14 protein-coding genes and 1 pseudogene are annotated in these 17,517 nt (G+C 62.9%); 8 read left to right on the top strand and 7 right to left on the bottom strand.

All coding sequences use genetic code 11. The annotated features are described in order from the left end of the window. The first annotated feature begins 370 nt into the window (after positions 1–370). Together B1790_RS19765 and B1790_RS19760 are read left to right on the top strand one after the other, a co-directional pair. Positions 371–2,047 (top strand): N-6 DNA methylase, encoded by a 1,677-nt coding sequence (locus B1790_RS19765; RefSeq protein WP_079924993.1) that lies wholly within the window; start codon positions 371–373, stop codon positions 2,045–2,047. Beyond that, positions 2,037–3,047, top strand: a complete 1,011-nt coding sequence (locus B1790_RS19760) for a hypothetical protein (RefSeq protein ID WP_079924964.1) — start codon at positions 2,037–2,039, stop codon at positions 3,045–3,047. The genes B1790_RS19765 and B1790_RS19760 overlap by 11 nt, the downstream gene beginning before the upstream one ends. 170 nt (positions 3,048–3,217) lie before the next feature. On the opposite strand, the gene B1790_RS34720 is transcribed toward B1790_RS19760, so the two are convergent. From B1790_RS34720 to B1790_RS19750, 3 genes are all read right to left on the bottom strand, one after another. Continuing rightward, positions 3,218–3,370 carry a hypothetical protein gene (locus B1790_RS34720; protein ID WP_158083849.1) on the bottom strand — a complete coding sequence of 51 codons (153 nt, stop codon included), beginning with the start codon at positions 3,368–3,370 and terminating at the stop codon, positions 3,218–3,220. Positions 3,371–3,372: 2 nt separating this feature from the next. Further along, positions 3,373–3,981: a hypothetical protein gene (locus B1790_RS19755; protein ID WP_079924963.1), complete on the bottom strand. Its 609-nt coding sequence runs from the start codon at positions 3,979–3,981 to the stop codon at positions 3,373–3,375. Between the two features lie 105 nt (positions 3,982–4,086). Continuing rightward, a complete protein-coding gene (locus B1790_RS19750; protein ID WP_079924962.1) occupies positions 4,087–6,711 on the bottom strand; it encodes an AAA family ATPase in 2,625 nt (874 codons plus the stop codon). 811 nt (positions 6,712–7,522) lie between these two features. On the opposite strand from B1790_RS19750, the gene B1790_RS19745 reads away from it, so the two are divergent. Next, positions 7,523–8,962: an FtsK/SpoIIIE domain-containing protein gene (locus B1790_RS19745; protein ID WP_158083848.1), complete on the top strand. Its 1,440-nt coding sequence runs from the start codon at positions 7,523–7,525 to the stop codon at positions 8,960–8,962. A 404-nt stretch (positions 8,963–9,366) separates the two neighbouring features. On the opposite strand, the gene B1790_RS19740 is transcribed toward B1790_RS19745, so the two are convergent. After that, positions 9,367–9,648, bottom strand: coding sequence for a hypothetical protein (locus tag B1790_RS19740; protein WP_079924960.1), 282 nt, complete (start codon positions 9,646–9,648; stop codon positions 9,367–9,369). 1,408 nt (positions 9,649–11,056) lie between these two features. Between B1790_RS19740 and B1790_RS19735 the strand changes: the two genes are divergently transcribed. The 4 genes from B1790_RS19735 to B1790_RS19720 all read left to right on the top strand — a co-directional run bounded on the left by B1790_RS19735 (position 11,057) and on the right by B1790_RS19720 (position 13,767). Beyond that, on the top strand, positions 11,057–11,965 hold the full coding sequence (locus B1790_RS19735; protein WP_056547462.1) for a LysR family transcriptional regulator: 909 nt from the start codon (positions 11,057–11,059) through the stop codon (positions 11,963–11,965). Between the two features lie 67 nt (positions 11,966–12,032). Beyond that, a complete protein-coding gene (locus B1790_RS19730; RefSeq protein ID WP_158083847.1) occupies positions 12,033–13,112 on the top strand; it encodes a sulfite oxidase in 1,080 nt (359 codons plus the stop codon). Next, positions 13,112–13,462: a YidH family protein gene (locus B1790_RS19725; protein ID WP_056547456.1), complete on the top strand. Its 351-nt coding sequence runs from the start codon at positions 13,112–13,114 to the stop codon at positions 13,460–13,462. Before B1790_RS19730 ends, B1790_RS19725 begins: the two co-directional genes overlap by 1 nt. Next, a complete protein-coding gene (locus B1790_RS19720; protein ID WP_056547451.1) occupies positions 13,459–13,767 on the top strand; it encodes a DUF202 domain-containing protein in 309 nt (102 codons plus the stop codon). The genes B1790_RS19725 and B1790_RS19720 overlap by 4 nt, the downstream gene beginning before the upstream one ends. 3 nt (positions 13,768–13,770) lie before the next feature. On the opposite strand, the pseudogene B1790_RS19715 reads toward B1790_RS19720, so the two are convergent. Next, a pseudogene (locus B1790_RS19715) lies at positions 13,771–14,095 on the bottom strand (alkene reductase); the annotation flags it as partial. A gap of 137 nt (positions 14,096–14,232) precedes the next feature. Between B1790_RS19715 and B1790_RS19710 the strand changes: the two are divergent. Further along, positions 14,233–16,182, top strand: a complete 1,950-nt coding sequence (locus B1790_RS19710; RefSeq protein WP_233165212.1) for a hypothetical protein — start codon at positions 14,233–14,235, stop codon at positions 16,180–16,182. On the opposite strand, the gene B1790_RS19705 is transcribed toward B1790_RS19710, so the two are convergent. After that, positions 16,134–16,448: a hypothetical protein gene (locus B1790_RS19705; protein ID WP_079924958.1), complete on the bottom strand. Its 315-nt coding sequence runs from the start codon at positions 16,446–16,448 to the stop codon at positions 16,134–16,136. The genes B1790_RS19710 and B1790_RS19705 overlap by 49 nt on opposite strands. 186 nt (positions 16,449–16,634) lie before the next feature. After that, positions 16,635–17,492, bottom strand: a complete 858-nt coding sequence (locus B1790_RS19700; RefSeq protein WP_233165211.1) for an RNA ligase family protein — start codon at positions 17,490–17,492, stop codon at positions 16,635–16,637. Positions 17,493–17,517: the final 25 nt, after the last annotated feature.

The raw sequence follows: 17,517 nt of genomic DNA, 5'->3' as shown, positions 1-17,517 counted from the left end.
ACGACACACCCCCGCCGGGGGGCTGGCCGGATTCAGAGGAACTCTGTTGTGCGTCGTCGGTGATACGCGGGCCATCACGATCACGAGGGCTCGCGGATCGAACCGAACTCGTATAGACCGGGATGCGGCAGGCCCCGGGGAAGTGCCTCTCGAACGGTGAACTCGCCGCTCCTCCTGGTGATGGGCGTGTTCGTATTACGCGGGGCCCCTATTTGCGCAGGTCAGGAGTTCTCGCTCGACTATGGCGCTGCCTGGTGCATGTTGTGCGGCTGTTCTTGCTCGCTTAGATCGGGTGTGCGAAGTTGGATGGCGGAAACGGTACCGGCGGGTCAGCGCCGTCCTGTCGGCTCGCTCGGGCACGATGGTGGTCATGCTCGATCAGGACACCGCCTCGCTGCGGAAGGCTCGCGGCGCCTTTTTCACCCCCATTCCCGTGGCTAGGTTCTTGGTCAACTGGGCGGTCCGTCGGCCCGACGATGCGGTGCTTGAGCCGTCGTGCGGCGAAGCCGTGTTCCTGCACCAGCTCGGACAGCGAGCTACCCACACGGGCCGACTGGTTGGCGTCGAACTTCATGCGGCATCCGCGCGCAAGGCCGAGAAGTCGCTCCGCGCTGATGGCATAGCTGTGCGGATTCACACGGGTGACTTCTTTCTGCATTCGGAGTTCGGGGAATATGACGCCGTGGTCGGCAATCCGCCATTCATTCGATACCAAGACTTCGCGGGAGACGCGCGTTTGCGGGCACGCGAAGCCGCTCTCCGCGCAGGTGTTCCGCTCACAAACCTCGCGTCGTCGTGGGCAGCCTTCACAGTCCACTCGGCGCTGCATCTTAAAGCCGGGGGGCGACTCGCCCTGGTGCTGCCAGCCGAGCTGCTGACGGTCAACTACGCATCGCCGGTTCGTCAGTTCCTCTTGGAGCACTTCGCAGAGATTCGCCTCGTCGTGTTCGAACAACGCATCTTCCCCGATGTACTCGAAGAGGTCGTGCTCCTGCTGGCCGACGACTACCGCCCGAAGGGCGATGTCGGCACTGACCACATGACCTTGTGGCCGTTGCGGAACGCCGAGGGTTTGGTCAACCTAGCTGACTGGCGACGATGGACTCCGCCCCATAAGACGGCGAAGTGGACTGCCGGTTTGATGTCCGCTGACGGCTCGAGTGCGTACGACTCTGCGCTTCGCTCCGATGCGTTCGTCACATTGGAGTCATGGGGCGATACGACACTTGGAATGGTGACCGGCGACAACCGCTTTTTCACGCTGTCGCCGGAGAAAGTGCTCGAGCTCGGGCTCGCACAGACCGACGTGATTACCGTGTCTCCTCCCGGTTCTCGGCATCTCCGAAGGCTGACTCTGACCAAACGAACGTTGGCGACTCTCGGCAATGACGGCCTAGCAACTCGCCTCTTCCGCCCTTCGGGCGAGCCATCGAAAGCTGCATGGCGGTACATCAAATCGGGCGAGCTTCTCGACGTCCACCGCGCCTACAAGTGCCGCGTACGCAATCCCTGGTGGCGCGTGCCCTATCTGCGGCCGGCGGATCTGCTTCTCACCTACATGAACGCGGATACGCCGCGCATCGCAAGCAACGGCGCGCAGGCGCACCATCTCAACTCAGTGCACGGCATTTACCTCCGTGACGAGTATCGGGCCATCGGCATGGAGCTACTGCCAATCGCATCGCTCAACTCAGTGACTCTGCTTGGAGCAGAGACCGTAGGCCGCGCTTACGGTGGCGGAATGCTTAAGGTCGAACCGCGTGAGGCTGACCTACTCCCTATGCCATCTCCCGAAGTCGTGGCACAACAAGCCGATGAGCTCCGCGCGGCACAACCACAGGTCGCGAAATACTTGCGCGCAGGACGGCTCCTCGACGCCGTTGCCGTTATCGATGATGTGCTCCTAGTTGGGGCAGGTGCCAGGTCGCGCCGTAACCGTGCCAGATGGTCACTCACCACAGATCAGCTTCGGTACATACGCGCCGACCACGCCGCATTGACTGCCCGCCGAACAGCTAGAGGTCAGGCAGCACGGCATGCCGAGTAAACCCTCCGCGAAGGCGCGAGCATGGCCGCTATTCGATGCGATCGTTGACCGCGCGGAACGCAAAGACGTCAACCCGTGGGCAGCGGGCGGCACATCGTTCGAACCGGACTTCGCGACGTTGGAGACGCTGCTTGCCGTTCCGCTGTACCTGTCGGCTAACACTCAATCCGGCGTGCCTGCACTGGCTTTCGATGTTTGGGCTGCATACGAACTTCGGCGCGCAGGACTGGACCCCGATGCCGTGTGGCCACGCGCCGTCCCCCCGCGCGTCGTGGCTCGCGATGTCCTGCGGTTTGTGGAGGGCCTGCCGAAGAAACTCCAGGCCGAAGTTTCACCGCGACTACTCAAAGGCGCTGCCGCTAAGGGAGTTACCGCAGCGTCGGCGAACATCGCGGGCAAGAATTACCTCAAGCAGGTCGACGTCATCATGTCGCACTGGCAGACAGGTCCCGAGATCCTCATTTCGGGTAAGAGAATGGACTCGTCGTTCGGCAAGAACGCAGCGAATCGTGTCGAGGAGTCCTACGGCGACGCCAAGAATCTAGCCCTTCGGCATCCCTTATCGGCACTCGGGTTCGTGTTCGGTCTGCGCTCGACGTGCTATACGGAAGAGCCGAAAACCTTCGAGTGGATAGTTGACCTGCTGATTAAACTCGGAAGGGAGGATGGAGCTTATGACGCGTGCTCGCTAATCATCCCTGAGTACGAAGGCGAAGCACCTGCCGAGTCTGACAGCGAAAAAGGTGATGCTGTAATGGATCCCAATGACGTTGAGCAGGAGGACGTTGATGAGGAGGACCTTAGCGGTATCGACGCGGAACTCGCGGAGCTGCCGAGGGTGCAGCTTCGCCACGATCTAGTGCCCGATGAGATCAGCCCCGCACGATTCTTCGCGGTCATCATCGCGAAGGTACTCAATAACTCAAGTGTCACCCAGCACGAAGAGGCGCGCCGTCGGAAATCGGCACAATCAGCCTCCCAGCGCCCCATCAGGGGCTGATGAAACTCGCCAAGGCCTTCTCGGTCATCTCAGGATCTAGAAGTGTTAAAAAGCTAATTATATTAGGGCCCTCAAAGGGCTTGACCGCATCCCGGGTCGCTCGCTGCTACTCCCATGGCCGAGCAACCGAGACGCAAATGACAGCATCAGTGAGACCCCCGGTGGCTCTTTCATCTCAATTCGCGGGCGGTCGTAGACGCCAGCATGCGGTCACCCGCCGCCGCGCGATCAACTAAAACCCGGACGACAACAGGATTAGCGCTGACCACGTTTTGGGCCACGGCCTCGGCCAGATCGGCGGCGTGCAATGGATTCTGGTCCATGCTTATTCCTCTAGTGTGGCGTTCCGGTAGAGGCGGGACAGGTCGCCTTCGGAGTTCAAGCGTTCAGTCTCCTTGCTACGAAGAAGATTCCGGCGCTGGCGAGCAGCACCGATGAGGTGATCGCAGATCTCCATCAACCGGCGGACCATTGCCGGGTTCGGTCGAGCCAGATTTTGCGTCCTGGTCTCGACCTCGACCACCTCGCTTGGTTCTGGCGGTGTCGTCAGAACAGCGAAGACACGGACCTGCTGCATCTCTTTGTTGACTCTGTGAGCGATATGGTGATGAGCTCTTTCAAAGATCTCGTCGTGTGCTTCTAACAAGCCGGAAGGCAAAGTCTTCACCCATTCGGTCCCTCGCGGCCGCCGGTGTTGATTCTTGCCGTGCCCGACCCCGTTCACGAATATGCGCCGGTACGAGATGAGGCTCGCCGTCCAAAGGGCCAACCTGATGTCGCCATGAGGGTTGGCCGTGACAACAACTGGCTGTTCCAGGTAGAGCTCCGCAAACCTGCGCGCGGTGTGCATGTCGTGAAGCTGTGAGGTGAGTTCGGCTATTTCGCTGGCTACCGCACTCCGCAACGATGCTTCCAAGTGCTCGCCGCCTGTCATGTTTTCTCCAGTCACCGGTCTACAAGAATGGGGGGCGGCAGTTCACGACGGTGGAGCAGTGCGCGTGACCATGCCCGTCGGCGGCGTCAGACGCGCTCGGCCGCTCTAGGGCGTCGGTGGGTCGACCGACACCTTTAACTTCAACGTGCGTCGGCCGAATGGGATCCGGCCTCCCTCGAGGTGTTCCAACGCCAAGGCATTGAGCTCGTATCGCTCGAGCGAGCCTACTGCCTCGATCTGACCATGTCCGGCGGTCGCTTTCATGGTCACGATCTGCTCCGCATCGCCGCTCACGACTATGCCCGGACTGCGGGTGGCGAACAGATACTGGCGGCTGCCGCGCAGCGAGCGCAAACGGTCGACGAGATACTCTTCGATCCACGGTGCGTGCAGCGCATCCTCTGGTTGATCGACGAGCACCGGTGTGTCGCCGTCGGCCAGCAAGATGACCAGGATGGCCGTGCATCGCTGACCATGCGCGAGCTGTTCGATCGCCGTGTACGTTTGATCGCCCGGCTTCTTGAACTTGATGGTGAGAACATCGGGACGATCGATGGCCTGTAGATTAAGAAGCTCTTCCCACAGATTGCGTTCGTCGATGTTCGTGAGCAGCTTGGCGAGGCCGGCCATGTCGATTCCGTGCTCGACGTCAACGAGTTCCGCGAGGTTGTGCGACCACATCATGCGGACGAACCTCAGCGGATGCGTCCGTAGTGCGAGTTCATTTAGGAAGTCTTCGCGGACCCGTGAGCCCACCTTGATCAGGTCGAGCGCACGGCGAAACTCAGACTGGTCCCCCTGATTGGGAACGTCGAGCTTGACGAACCCAGCCGCCTTCGCGTTGAGTTCCACGACCCGCGCCCGGCGCATGTCCCGACGCGCGCGTCTGGCAGCGTGAAGAGAGTCGGTGAGGTCATGCCTTTCCTGCTCCAGTCGGTTTAAGTCGGGCATCGCACGCGTTTCGAGCGCGGTCCTGGCAGCCTGCGCTTGGGTGAGTTTGGACTGCAATTGTTCGAGACTCACGCGGAGGGACGTGAGGGACGCCTCCGGATCGATCTTGACGAGCTCCTCATCGAGGCGGGTCTTGAACTCCTCGAAGCGCGTTCCCCACTGACCCTCAATGCGCGCCAGGGCCTTCGACGCCTCGGCGATCGCATCGAGAATCTGAGTGCTTCCTGCGTGGAGGCGTTGACGGAGAAGCGCCAGCACGGTGTTGGCTTCTATGAACAAACCGGCGTTCTCGCTTACTGACTCGTGGAGTTCGCCTTCGAACAAATCGAATACGGGCGCGTCGAGGTCGGCGAGGTCGTTCCGAGTGCCGTGCAGGCTGGTCTGTTCTGCAGTCCAGCCCGACTGCTCTTTGACCGTCTCGGTCTTGAACAGCTCCTCGAGCTGGCGGACCTGTTCGCCGAGTTCCGCCTCATTAGCGGCCTCGGATTGCAATGCCTGGACGCGATGCCGAGCGGCGATCAGCCTGCCGGCGTTTCCGCGCAGGCCCTCGATAGCTTCTTCGATGGAGGCGTTGACCTCCTCCAGGTCGATCGATGCATCGACAAGGGCCATGCGTCCAACGGGTTCTCGGGAGTACTCGAGGATCTCGCCTTGCGAGAACGCCGCGATTGGGCAGAGAAGGGCGGGGTCTACGTTGAGTTCGGCCCAGTCGCTTCCGGTCTGTTGCAAGACTCGCGCAGTTGGCGATCCGCCGGCGTTGTAGGTCCGCTCGATGCGGTACCGCATGCCGTCGCCGGCGACGTGCACGACAACCGTGCTGTTGTTCATCAGCGCCTTGGCCATTCGCGAGTCGATCTCGGCTCGAATCTGAGGAAAAGCGCTGGCGTCGACCTGCTGGTTCAACACGAACCGGATGGCCTCCAGCACTAACGACTTGCCGGCCCCGGTGCCTCCAAGCAGGCAGTTCAAGTCCGGCGAGAATCGGATGCGTTCGCCGCCAAGAAATCCCCCAAGGAATTCGACGTCCACGATTCGCGTGTAGGTGGTCGGAGCTGGCTGCTGCAGTGCGACGCGCAACTGCGGGTCGGCTAGTGCGTGGCGAATGCCAACCAGGTCCGGGCGGCTGGCCTTTATCCAGGTCCGGCGGGCACCAATTCCGGACAGCGCGTGATGGCTTCCGTCCTTATCCCAGGTGTCTGATCCGCGGACGAAGGCCATGTTGCGTTGCTCGCCGAGTTTGTGACGGACGTCGTCTGCGGTGTCGAGGTGAACGATCTCGACGGCGCAGACGTCGTCGTGCAGCAGGATCTCCTTGACGTGAGCCGGAACCGTCAAGCGCATCAGCCCTTTGTCTTTCTCGATGTGGGCCGGAATGGCCAAGCCCCCGGAGGCTGCAACCTTCGTCGCGGCGTGAGCGAAACCCGCGTTGGCGTTGATGTCCAACTTGCCGCGGTCGGCCTGGCCGATATCGAGTTTCACCAGAACTTCTTCGATCAGCGCGGGGTCGGTTCCTTGCTCCCAGATGGCAAGCAGATGGCCCTCGTTGGTGCTGATCTCGACCCCGGGCAGCACGACTAGCGGAGTGCCAACCGCCGCGTCGGCGACGTCTTTACACCAGGAAACCGTGTTGTGGTCGGTGATGGCGATGGCGTCGAGGCCGGCGGCGAGGGCGGCCTCGACGATGTCTCCGGGCGAGCCGTAATGTTCATCCTTCGCGTCGCTCGAGCCGGGTGTGTGGACATGGAGATCAACAGCCCAAAAGCAAGCCGCAGCGGTCATTGATCAATAACCTCCGTTTGAATGGGAAAGGAGCGGTTGGAGTGACACGGAGTCGATTGCCGTTGCAAACTCGCAATCGACGATAGCTCAGCTCGTCAAAGAGGAGCGCAGTTCGCAGCCCTCAGGCACTACCCGCATACCGCTACTTGTCCATTTCAGCGCAACGCTCAGCGACCAAGTCCACGTTCCGACCCGTACGCGCGTCGTTCTCCTCAAGGTCGGGAGAATCTGCGCGTCGATGTCGATGCCTTCATCACGGACATGGCTGCCGCGGAACGCTGTTGCTCAGCCTCTGCATGACGTCGAGGGCCGAGAAGGTTCTAGTCCGAAAGACCAAAACAAACGTCATGGATAATGAAGATTATCCAGGAACTGACAGGTGTTGTGAGACTGGGCTTCTCACGTCCCAGTGCTGACGTCGGCTGTACGGCCTAGTGCTGACCATCGCCCGAAGCTCCAAAGGAGGCAACCCCGTCTCGTCGGACCGTGCGACCCGCGAAGCCGTTGTCTCCGGATGGTTTTCGAGCCACGGGTGGGCGGTATTAGAAGCGGATGCGTTTGCATCGCATACGAGTAACCAACTTACTACTTGGTAACCCGCCATATTTAAATCCGCCGTATTCCTCCGGTCGCGCGGCATTGAACCAGTTCAATTCCGGGGCAGGAATCGCCGTGAGACAACCGGAATGCCAGAGGTCAACGTGCACCGGAGATGTCATAGACGCTGCGAACCTACATGTCTATAACGCTCCGCTGGAGCCATCCCTGCGATGACGCTCCGCATCGGGATACCCGGGTTCAGAATGCTTTCATGACGCAGACCGGAGATCTCGCCGAAGACAACCGCCCGCTGCGGGCGTTCATAAGCTATGTCCACGAGGACCAGGAACACCGTGACCTCGTGTTGCAGTTCGCGCAGCTACTACGCGCATGCGGTATCGATGCGCACCTGGATCAGTTCGTCGAACACACCACTATCGATTGGCCGACGTGGATGCATCAGGAGATCACTGACGCGGACGTCGTTCTATGCATCGCGTCGCCCTCCTACAAGCCGCGGACCCAAGGCGATGTCGAACCGCCGATCGGTCGAGGTGCTCGTTGGGAGGGTGCAATCTTGCGAGACTGGATGTATGACGGTCTTCGAGATGCTGGCCGTCGAATACTTGGAGTAGTTCTCCCGGGCGGCGCCGCCGACGATCTGCCCTACTTTGTTTTCCCGATATCGAGGACCCATTACAGGGTGCCGACGCTCGACCTAGCTGGAGTCGAAACACTGCTGCGGCGGCTGAGCGATCAACCTGAAGCGATCCCCGATCCGCTTCGCGGAACTCCGGTGTTGCCACCGCGACGCACGGAAGTCGGACTTGCGCGCGAAGACTTCGTACTGCCCGAGAAAGTTTCGCTTACGAAGCTGCTTGGCCTGCCCCGCGAGGGCTGGTCTTCCTCTCTGTGGGATCGCCCCATGCCAACGCTGGAATCGCCGATCGGTATCGACGTCACGTCTCACCCTGTCTCCATCAACCTGGCCGCTGAGGGGCCCAATGTTGCTGTGGCCGGCACTACCGGAAGTGGTAAGACCGAAGCGGTCTTCACTATCATGCTCGGCCTTGCGGCTAGTAATTCACCGCTGCACCTGTCAATGCTGGCGATATCAGGAAAGGGTGCTGGCTTTCCGTACCACGTCCTGGACGGTCTTCCACACTTCCGGGGTATCTTCTCGATCGATCAGCCAGCGTGGGCCGATGTAGTCGGAGTCGTACGACACGAAATGAACGAACGACGGGCCCTGCTGGTCGAGCATAATTGCCGAGACTTCGACGAACTCTGGTCCGAGCCGTTGAGAAGGGGAGCCGCTGAGACGCCGCCACCGTACCTCTTGTTAGTCGTCGAAGAGTGGTCCTATCTCCAAGACGACGATGCTGAAGTCGCGCAGGTCATTTTGCGAGCTGCCCATCAGGGTCGAGCATTGGGCATCCAAGTGCTCGCGGGCGCACAGAATCCCGAAAGGCTCAGCCAGTTTCCCGCGCATATCCGACTTGCGCTCAGAATGTATGACGAACGAGCGGCATCCGAGTTCGCGCACATACCTATCTCGGTCCCTCGAATCCCCGGCCGCGCTGTTCTCGTTCGGGACGGGATGCAGCTGCCGCTTCAGATAGCGATGGCTCAGTCTTCTGAGCTCGACGAAATCGCCCAGCGAATGCGAGGAGCGTGGTTTCCCGGAGATACTTTCCACCGCAATCCTTGAGCTCGGACGGCCTCAGCGTCAAGACCCATCTCCGTCGAGTTCGGAAGATACCGGGGCGCACAAAGCGGAGACGCGATCCGATTTTGAATCGGTTGTGAGACAAACCGGCCGCGTCCTTGCACCGGTGAGATTGCCGCCGACGCCGCGGGCCCGCTGCGCTTGATGGCCGTCGGGATGCGGTCTAGGCGGCGGGATGGGGCGCCGGCCGCCGACGTGGACGGCGCAGTGGATCCTTCCGTCACCTAATTCGACTGCGACCGAGGGACTAGAGGGTCACCACTAGCTCGGTAAACGCTCAAGGTACGGATACCACTGCCGCGCATAGCCTTCTGGCGCCGTCTGCGGCCACTGTGCGGTCCCGGGCGTAACGATGACCGTTTCGCACCGGTCGCCTGCGGACTTGCTCAGTGCGTACCCTCGTCGGTTTCCTCCGTCCGATCGGGCGGGCTCACTTTCACGTGTGGCGGCAGCGGCACGCCGTCGTCTTCGTCGGGCGCAGCCTCCGCCCCGCGCGCCACTTCGTCCATGAGCTCGGCGAGTTCCTTGTCCCGGCCGGTCCGCAACGCGGATCCGACCTCGATCGTTCCGTTGATCTCGTCGGCGCGGGGTGGCTCGGCGGCGTAGCTACGGGCCAACTGCTCGTAGTCGGCGTCTGTGGCGCGGCGCTTCTCGGTCATGCGGCTCATGGTCGCACCTGGACTGATTACGGCGGAACGAATTTCCGTCGGCTAGATAAGTTGCCATGACCACTCAGCGACGCCCGATGCACTGCTCTACCTACCAATAAGACACTGCATCCGTTCGGTATTGCCGTTGGACTGACTCCCAGCGCGCCAGGGCTTTCCATCGGCCAAGGGGGGGTCGGCCCGCAGGTTATCGGATACAAGACGATAATGAAAGCAATAATTATTGTTGCACTGCAACAGATTTGGGAATATAGCGGCGTTTAGTTGACTAAATATCGGTAATCGGCGAAATGCGTTGCTGCACAATCGGGTACGCGCTTTGATCCATAACTTCATGCCAGAGTTACACGTTCGACATCCAACGTTAGCGCGGCGGCACGCATCGCGTGAGGTTTCGCGGACGTCAAGACGACAGCGCGCTCTTCAGCGGAACGTCGTATGGAAACGACCGCTCTGCGCCCGCTGCGAGCGGGGATCGACGAGAACCGCTGAGCTGATAGCTTCGAAGAATTCGTGCGGGTGTGCCGACCGAGGTGCGCCGAGGGATTGTGTGCAGCTCGTACATCCCGCCGCCTTCAAGAACGCCTCGTCGGCCCGCAGCAGTGATACGTCGCCACGTTGCAGGACCCGAGGAACGAACCCGGCAGCTCCTCAGGCAAGGCCCACCCGAAAACTGCATCACGCAATAACCGAATGCGCCAACTGGATTCGTCACTGTGACGAATCCATGGCCGACTGAAGCCGGCGAGGGGGTGCGTAGCCTCGGGCCTACGGCTTGCCGCGAACCGACGGCTACACAATCCTTTCATGGCTCACCTAACAACGAATCAATCACCCAAGTGATCGACCCTTGCGACGATCGAGCGCAACGCCCGGCGGCCCCAGGTTGACTACGACGCCAAATACTTTGCTGCACAGAGCATTTCGGATGCCGATAAGCTACCTTATGTCAGGTAGTAAGTTGGTTATTCGCATGCGATGCGAATACGTCCACTCCGCATCGGTGCGCCAGACCCCCACCGCCCGCGGTCAGCGACGATGGTTGCATCCGCACTGGGCAACTCAAAATGTGGATCGCGATGCGAAGGTTGACATGTCGTTGACGTTCACGACCGGGAGCCCCAGCGACGCTCGTGCGCGGTCCATGATCTGTTGCACGGTTGCAGGCCCAGCGTCGACGAATACGACCCAACTCGATATGACCAATATCCAGTGACGCCAAAATGCCTCCCCTGCAGGTACTTTGAGCGAGCCGTTGAGGCCGAGGCCGCCATCTACTTGGCGTGCGGTTCAAGATGAAGGTGCCTTCGGACATGTCTGACCTCTCCATTGCAGGTCAATTGTGTGCGAGGGTCGCCCATCTATCAATCTGTTCGTGGGGTGTTGCCGCCAAACATAGACTTCGGTTATGCCTCTGCCTCCCCGGGTGTGCGATCTCACCAGCTTCGAGCTGCTGCTGGGGGTCGCGGCGACCGGCAGCATCGGCCGCGCTGCCGCGACTCACGGGATGTCCCAACCTGCGGCCAGTTCCCGACTGCGTGAGCTCGAGCGCCATCTCGGGGTGCGGCTGTTGGAACGTCTGCCCCGGGGAACGCGGCTGACGACCGCCGGGGAACTGGTGGCCGGCTGGGCGCAGCCGGTGCTGGCCAGGGCGGCCGATCTCGAGGCAGGCATCGCCGCACTGACCATGGACCGGGATTCGCACCTGACGGTGGCGGCCAGCCTGACGATCGCGGAATACCTTCTGCCGCGCTGGCTGATCGCCCTGCAGGCCGCGCACCCGGAGACGACGACCGCGCTGGTGTGCGGCAGTTCGGCGGACGTCGTCGCCCAAATTCACGGACGACGGGCCGATCTCGGCTTCGTCGAGAGCCCGACGTTGCCTCGGGGCGTGCGGGCATGCGACGTGGGCCGCGATGAACTCACCATCGTGGTGACGCCGTCGCACCCGTGGGCCCGCCGACCTGCGGCCGTGACGGCCGACGACCTCGCGGCCGCGCCGATGGTCAGTCGCGAGCCCGGTTCCGGGACCCGGCAGACCTGGGAGCGCGCCGTCGCAGAGCAGCTCGGGACGGCCCTTCCACCACCACTGCTGGTGGTCTCCTCGACCACCGCGATCAAGGCGGCGACGATCGGGGGAATCGGGCCCGCGGTCATCAGCGCCCGCGCGGTGGAGACCGAGCTCGCCATCGGGACGTTGATCGCCGTCACCGTGCCGGGACTCGACCTGACCCGCCGTCTGCACGCGATCTGGGCCGAGGGCGACAGATTGCGCGGACCCGCGGCCGACCTCCTGGCGATTGCGGTGGGGACATAACCATCGCCTATGCATCCATCGGCGATTGGCCCTTATGCTCGGCCTGCGACCGGCGAAGAGTGAAGACGTGAACACATCACGGTCCGGAATCGTCAAGCCCACCCCGTCGGACCTGATGGAGGACACCGGGTCGGGTTTGGACTTCGGCACCCGACCGGACCGGATGCTCGGCGACATCACCCCCGTCGACCGCTTCTTCGTCCGCAGCCATGCCCCCACGCCCGCGATCGATGCGGCGACCTGGGAACTCCGCATCGACGGCGACGGCGTGCGCCGCGAACTCCGCTACACCTACGACGACCTGTGCACGGGTTTCTCGTTGACGACGGTCACTCGGACCCTCGAGTGCGCGGGTAACCGCCGCGTCCTGTTCGGCACCGAGCTCGGCCGCACCTTTGAGGGCACGCAGTGGGGACGCGGCGCCATCAGTACCGCCGAGTGGACGGGGGTGCGACTGCGCGACCTCCTCGACCCGGCTGGCATCACCCCGAACGCGTGCGACGTCATGCCGGAGTCACTCGACGCCATCCGTGCGCGCCGACCGCTCCCGCTGGCCAAGGCGAGCGCCGACGACACCATCGTGGCCATCGCGATGAACGGTGAACCGCTGCCGCCGGACCACGGTTTTCCGGCTCGGCTCATCGTGTCGGGCTGGCTCGGGGCCGCGAGCATCAAGTGGCTGGGTCGCATCGAGGTGTCCGAGCAGGCGCTGCAGGTGCCGTGGAACACCGTCGACTACGTCCTGGTAGATCCGCAACACGCCGAGGATCCAGATGCCAGGGGCGAAGCGATCACCAGCGTTGCCCTGTCCAGCCTGGTCGAACTGCCGTGGCCGGCACGACTGCACACGGGGAACCACGTCATCCGCGGGCGGGCCTACGCCGGCGAGAATCGGGTGAGCGACGTGCAGTACCGCATCGACGACGAACCGTGGCGCACCGCGACCATCACCTCTGCATCGTCGCCAGGGGTGTGGGCGCGGTGGGAATTCGACTGGGCACCCGAACCCGGTGAGCACCTACTCCGGGTACGCGCCATCGACGATCGGGGTTACGTCCAGCCCGATTCGACCCCCGGCAATGCGCTGGGGTATCAGCACGGCTCCGTGCTGGCCCACCCGCTGCACGTCGAGGAGGCCGGCAGCTGATGCCGCCTGTCGGCCAGGAACCGGACTACCGTTTCACGCTCGCGAACGAGCGCACGTTTCTCGCCTGGATCCGGACCTCCCTCGCCCTGATGGCAGGCGGGGTCGCCTTGGTGCAGCTGGTGCCCAGCTTCGGCATCACCGGTGTCCGCGAGGTGTTGAGCTTGTTCCTGGTGGCGTGCGGCGGCCTGTTGGCTGCGCTGGCCGTCCGCCGCTGGCAACGGGTTCAAGCCGCGATGCGCGCCAATGCCGACCTTCCGCCCAGCAGGTTGCCCGCGCTCCTCGCTGCCGTACTGCTGGCCGTCACGATCGCGTTGCTGGTGCTGATCTCCGTCGCGCCAGCGGGCCGGTGACCGTGCCGCCGGCGTCCGACAAACCCGGGCTGTTCGCGGAGCGCACTCAGCTGGCCTGGGAGAGAACGGCCATCGGGTTTCTCGCGGTGGGCGCGATCGTGCTCCTGCCCCATCGCGGCCCGCTGACCGCCGACCGGGCGGTCGTCGCGGCGACCTCGGTCGTGGTGGCGTTCATCGTCTTCTGGATCGGGCGCCGTCGGAGCAGGCAGGTCGACCACATCCCCTACACGGCGGTGCGGCTGATCGGCTTGGCTACCACCCTGCTGGCAGTCGTCCTGGTGGTGCTGATCCTGCGGCTCGGCTGAGGCTCAAGCGGTCTTGACCTCGAGATCTTCCAGCGCCGGATAGTCCACGTAGCCAACGGGTCCTGGCGAGTAGAACGTCGCCACGTCGGGCTCGTTCAGCTCGGCACCGAGAATCAACCGGTCCACCAGGTCGGGGTTGGCGAGGAACGTTCGGCCGACGGCGGCCGCACTGATCGCACCCCATTCTGCAAAGCTCTCCAGCTGGCAGAAGTCCGTCCCGGTCCCGTGGGCCGTGTTTGGCACGAAGGTTGCCCGACCAGATCACCCGGACGGCGCCGAACGCCGCTGCCGTCAGGTCGATGAGGACGTGCAGGTAAGCGATCCCCAGAACGTCCCCCCGCGGCCGAACACAGCGACGACCCCGAGGCCTACAGTGCGGCCAAGGGTTCATTCATTCGTTCAGTTCTTGACACGCCACCAGAGGCAGCAGCACATTTCGACCAAACTTGATACTGCCGATAACCAGTGGTAACTCGCGACATTAAAACCCACGCCGGCCATCCACACACCCATCGAACAATTCGCACGATGGCACCACCTGAGGCGATTACGCGAATCCATCAATCCCGCAAGCAACATGGACAACGCCACCCGATGCGCCAAACAGGAAATCACCGAAGCCGGCCCGGGCAGATCGCCGGACAGCTCAAGGCGGTGCTGACGGCCGCGGAGATCGACGACATCGAGAACGGCGGCGAGATCGACATCGAAGCGGTGCTGGCAGCTGAGGCCACCGAACGCGCGGAGTCGACGACCATCTCCTACTTCGCCTTCACCGCCACCCCCAAGGGCAAGACCCTGGAGTTGTTCGGGCGGCCCCCGGCTGACGGCGGCAACCCAGCGCCGTTCCACGTGTACACGATGAAGCAGGCCATTGCCGAGGGCTACATCCTGGACGTGCTGACCGGCTACCACTCGTTCAAGCTGGCGTTTCAGATCGCGCAGAACGCTGGCAGCAGCACTGAAGTGGACCAGTCCCAGGCCACCAAGGAAGTCATGCGGTGGGTGAAGATCAACCCGCAGACGATCTCGCAGAAGGCGGCGATCATCGTCGAGCACTTCCGTACCAACGTCGCCGACCTGCTCGACGGTCACGCCAAGGCGATGGTGGTTGCCGACTCCCGCAAGGCTGCGGTGCGCTTCAAGCTGGCCATCGACAAATTCGTGAAGAGCAAGGGGTACGGCTACGGCACCTTGGTCGCGTTCTCCGGAAGCGTTCACGACCCAGAATCGGGCCCCGTCGACTTCACCGAAGCCACGATGAACCCGGGCGTGCATGATCTGCGTACCGCGTTCCGCGGTGATCAGTACCGGGTGATGATTGTGGCCAATAAGTTTCAGACCGGGTTCGATCAGCCGCTGCTGTGCGCGATGTACGTCGACCGAGTCCTCTCCGGTGTTACAGCGGTGCAGACCCTTTCACGCCTGAACCGGACGTACCGCACCCCGTCGGGCATCCCGAAGACCGCTGCGACGACCCAGGCCGTGGACTTCGTCAACGAACCGGACGCGATCCGCGAGGCGTTCGAGCCGTACTTCACCGATGCTTACCTGGAGACCGAGACCGACCCGGACCTGGTGCACGACTTGTCGGCCAAGCTCGACACCTCCGCCATCTACACCCACGCCGAGGTCGAGCTGTGCGCCGACGCCCACATCAGGGGCCACCACGGCAAGCTCTCCGCGGCGGTCGACCTCGGCAAGGAACGGTTCGCCAAGCGCTACCAGGCGGCGCTGATCGACAACGGCGGCGAGGGCGACAAGCCCGCGCTCGCCGAACTCGACATGTTCCGCAAGGACGTCGGGTCGTTCGTCCGCCTATACGACTTCATGTCTCAGATCATCAACTACGGCGACCCGGAGCTGGAGAAGAAGCAGATTTACCTTCGCAACCTGGAGCGGGTGATCCAGCCCGAGAACTACACCTCCCCTATCGATCTGTCGGATGTCGTCCTCAAACAGGTCAAGCAGGTCGACCGAGGCAGGGTCAATATCGGTCTCGGCGCACGGGTCGGACTGTCCGGCGTCACCGCCGCCGGATCCGGTGAGAAGCGCGATCCAAAGATGGTCGCGTTCCAGCAGGTGCTGGATCGACTCAACGATTTGTTTGGGTCCGAAGACTTCACGGAGTCGCAGAAGGTGTCATTTCTCGAAGCGCTCCTGCGGACGCTGCTCGACGACGTCTCGCTCGTTCAGCAGGCAAAGGTCAACTCCCCCAGGCAGTTCGTCGAATCACCGGATTTCGATGACGCCGTCACCGGTGCGGTGGCCGACAATCAGGGCGCCCACGAGAAGATGAGCGACTACTTCTTCACCAATGCGCCAGGCCGGACGCACCTGATCTCCGACATCGCCAAGTGGTTCCATCAGGTTGTCGTCGACGCCGATTCCTCGGGGTCGATAGCATCGTTGTAACCACCATGAGTGGCAACCGGGACAAGGGACCCGTTGCCACCAACGGTGTAACCGGCGGGTGGCGCAAGGGGCAACGACATGGCTTGTCCCCCCACGGCGGCGGCGTACTGTGCAGCTTCGTCCAGCTCGGCGGCGGTGTAGACACGCACCGCCGCTGGCCGCCCGGCGACCCGCACCATGGTCGTGAAGTCGGAGACATGGAAGTCGCCATTCCGCGCGCGGGGGGTCTGGCGGACCTGTAAACCGCCGTTGCCGTCATCACTCATCGACCCATTGTCGCGTCGGGGAGCGACAGGGTCGTCCAGCCAGTCGTCGTGTCTCCACTGCGGCGCTGCACTGTCAACCGGACGACGTCGAACGCCCTCTTGCAGCCCGCGGGGACGACGCGTTGGCCGACATCCTGGATCCCGCGCTGAGCTGAGCGCCACGCCAGCGCGGGATGCAGTGCGGCCCTACACCGCCCCGGAGGCCGCAGGGACGCAAATGTCACCAGCCAATTTGTCGCGCAGCCCCTTCCAGCTGGTATGACGTAACCACAGGCCCGGGACGTACTCGCGGTAGGCAACTTCACCGACTTGGGTCGGCATCACCCAGCGCACACCGGTCGCTTCCACCGGCAACGCCAAGGGCGTGTTCGGGCAACGTAGGGGGCTTAGCAAGCCGAACAGATACCGGCGCATGGAGGAGCTGAATCCGGTGCCGACTTGGCCGACAGCAACCAGGCGGCCCGCGTCGTCGTGGCCGGCCAGGAGCAAGGAACCGACTGCGCTCGCGCCGCCAGGTCCTGCAGCGCACCAGAACCCAACAATCACCAGCTCGGCAGTCAACCTCACGGGCACTTTCGTCCACAATCCGGACCGACCCGAAACATAGGGCGAGTCAACACGTTTGATGACCACGCCCTCCATCCCGTGTGAGGCTGCCACGGCCAACATGTCGGCGGGCGACACGTCGGTGAACGCGCGCGGCACGGTGAGCACCGGCGACCGGTCGACGACCGACACAGTCTCCAAGATCGCGCGGCGCTCGTGCCACGGTCGCGCGGTGAGACTTCGCCCCTCGAATTCGAGGACGTCGAAGCCCATGACGCGCACGGGCACCTCACGCAGCAGCGCCGCATCGGGCCGACGGTGCTGCGGCCATCGTCGCTGCAGACGGGTGAACGACGGCCGCCCCCGAGCGTCCAGGGCGACGATTTCCCCATCCAAAATCATCGACCGTCGCCCAACCGACTCGGCGACGCCCCCGAGTTCCGGGAAGGTTCGCGTGACGTTCTCTCGGGCTTCGACAGGTGTGGTGACCCGTTGCACGCGACACGGCGCAAATGTGCTTGGA

Source organism: Mycobacterium sp. AT1 (genome assembly GCF_002043095.1).
GTDB lineage: Bacteria > Actinomycetota > Actinomycetes > Mycobacteriales > Mycobacteriaceae > Mycobacterium.
The sequence above is the reverse complement of the archived record's forward strand: the minus strand, read 5'-3'. Positions and strand labels throughout refer to the sequence as shown.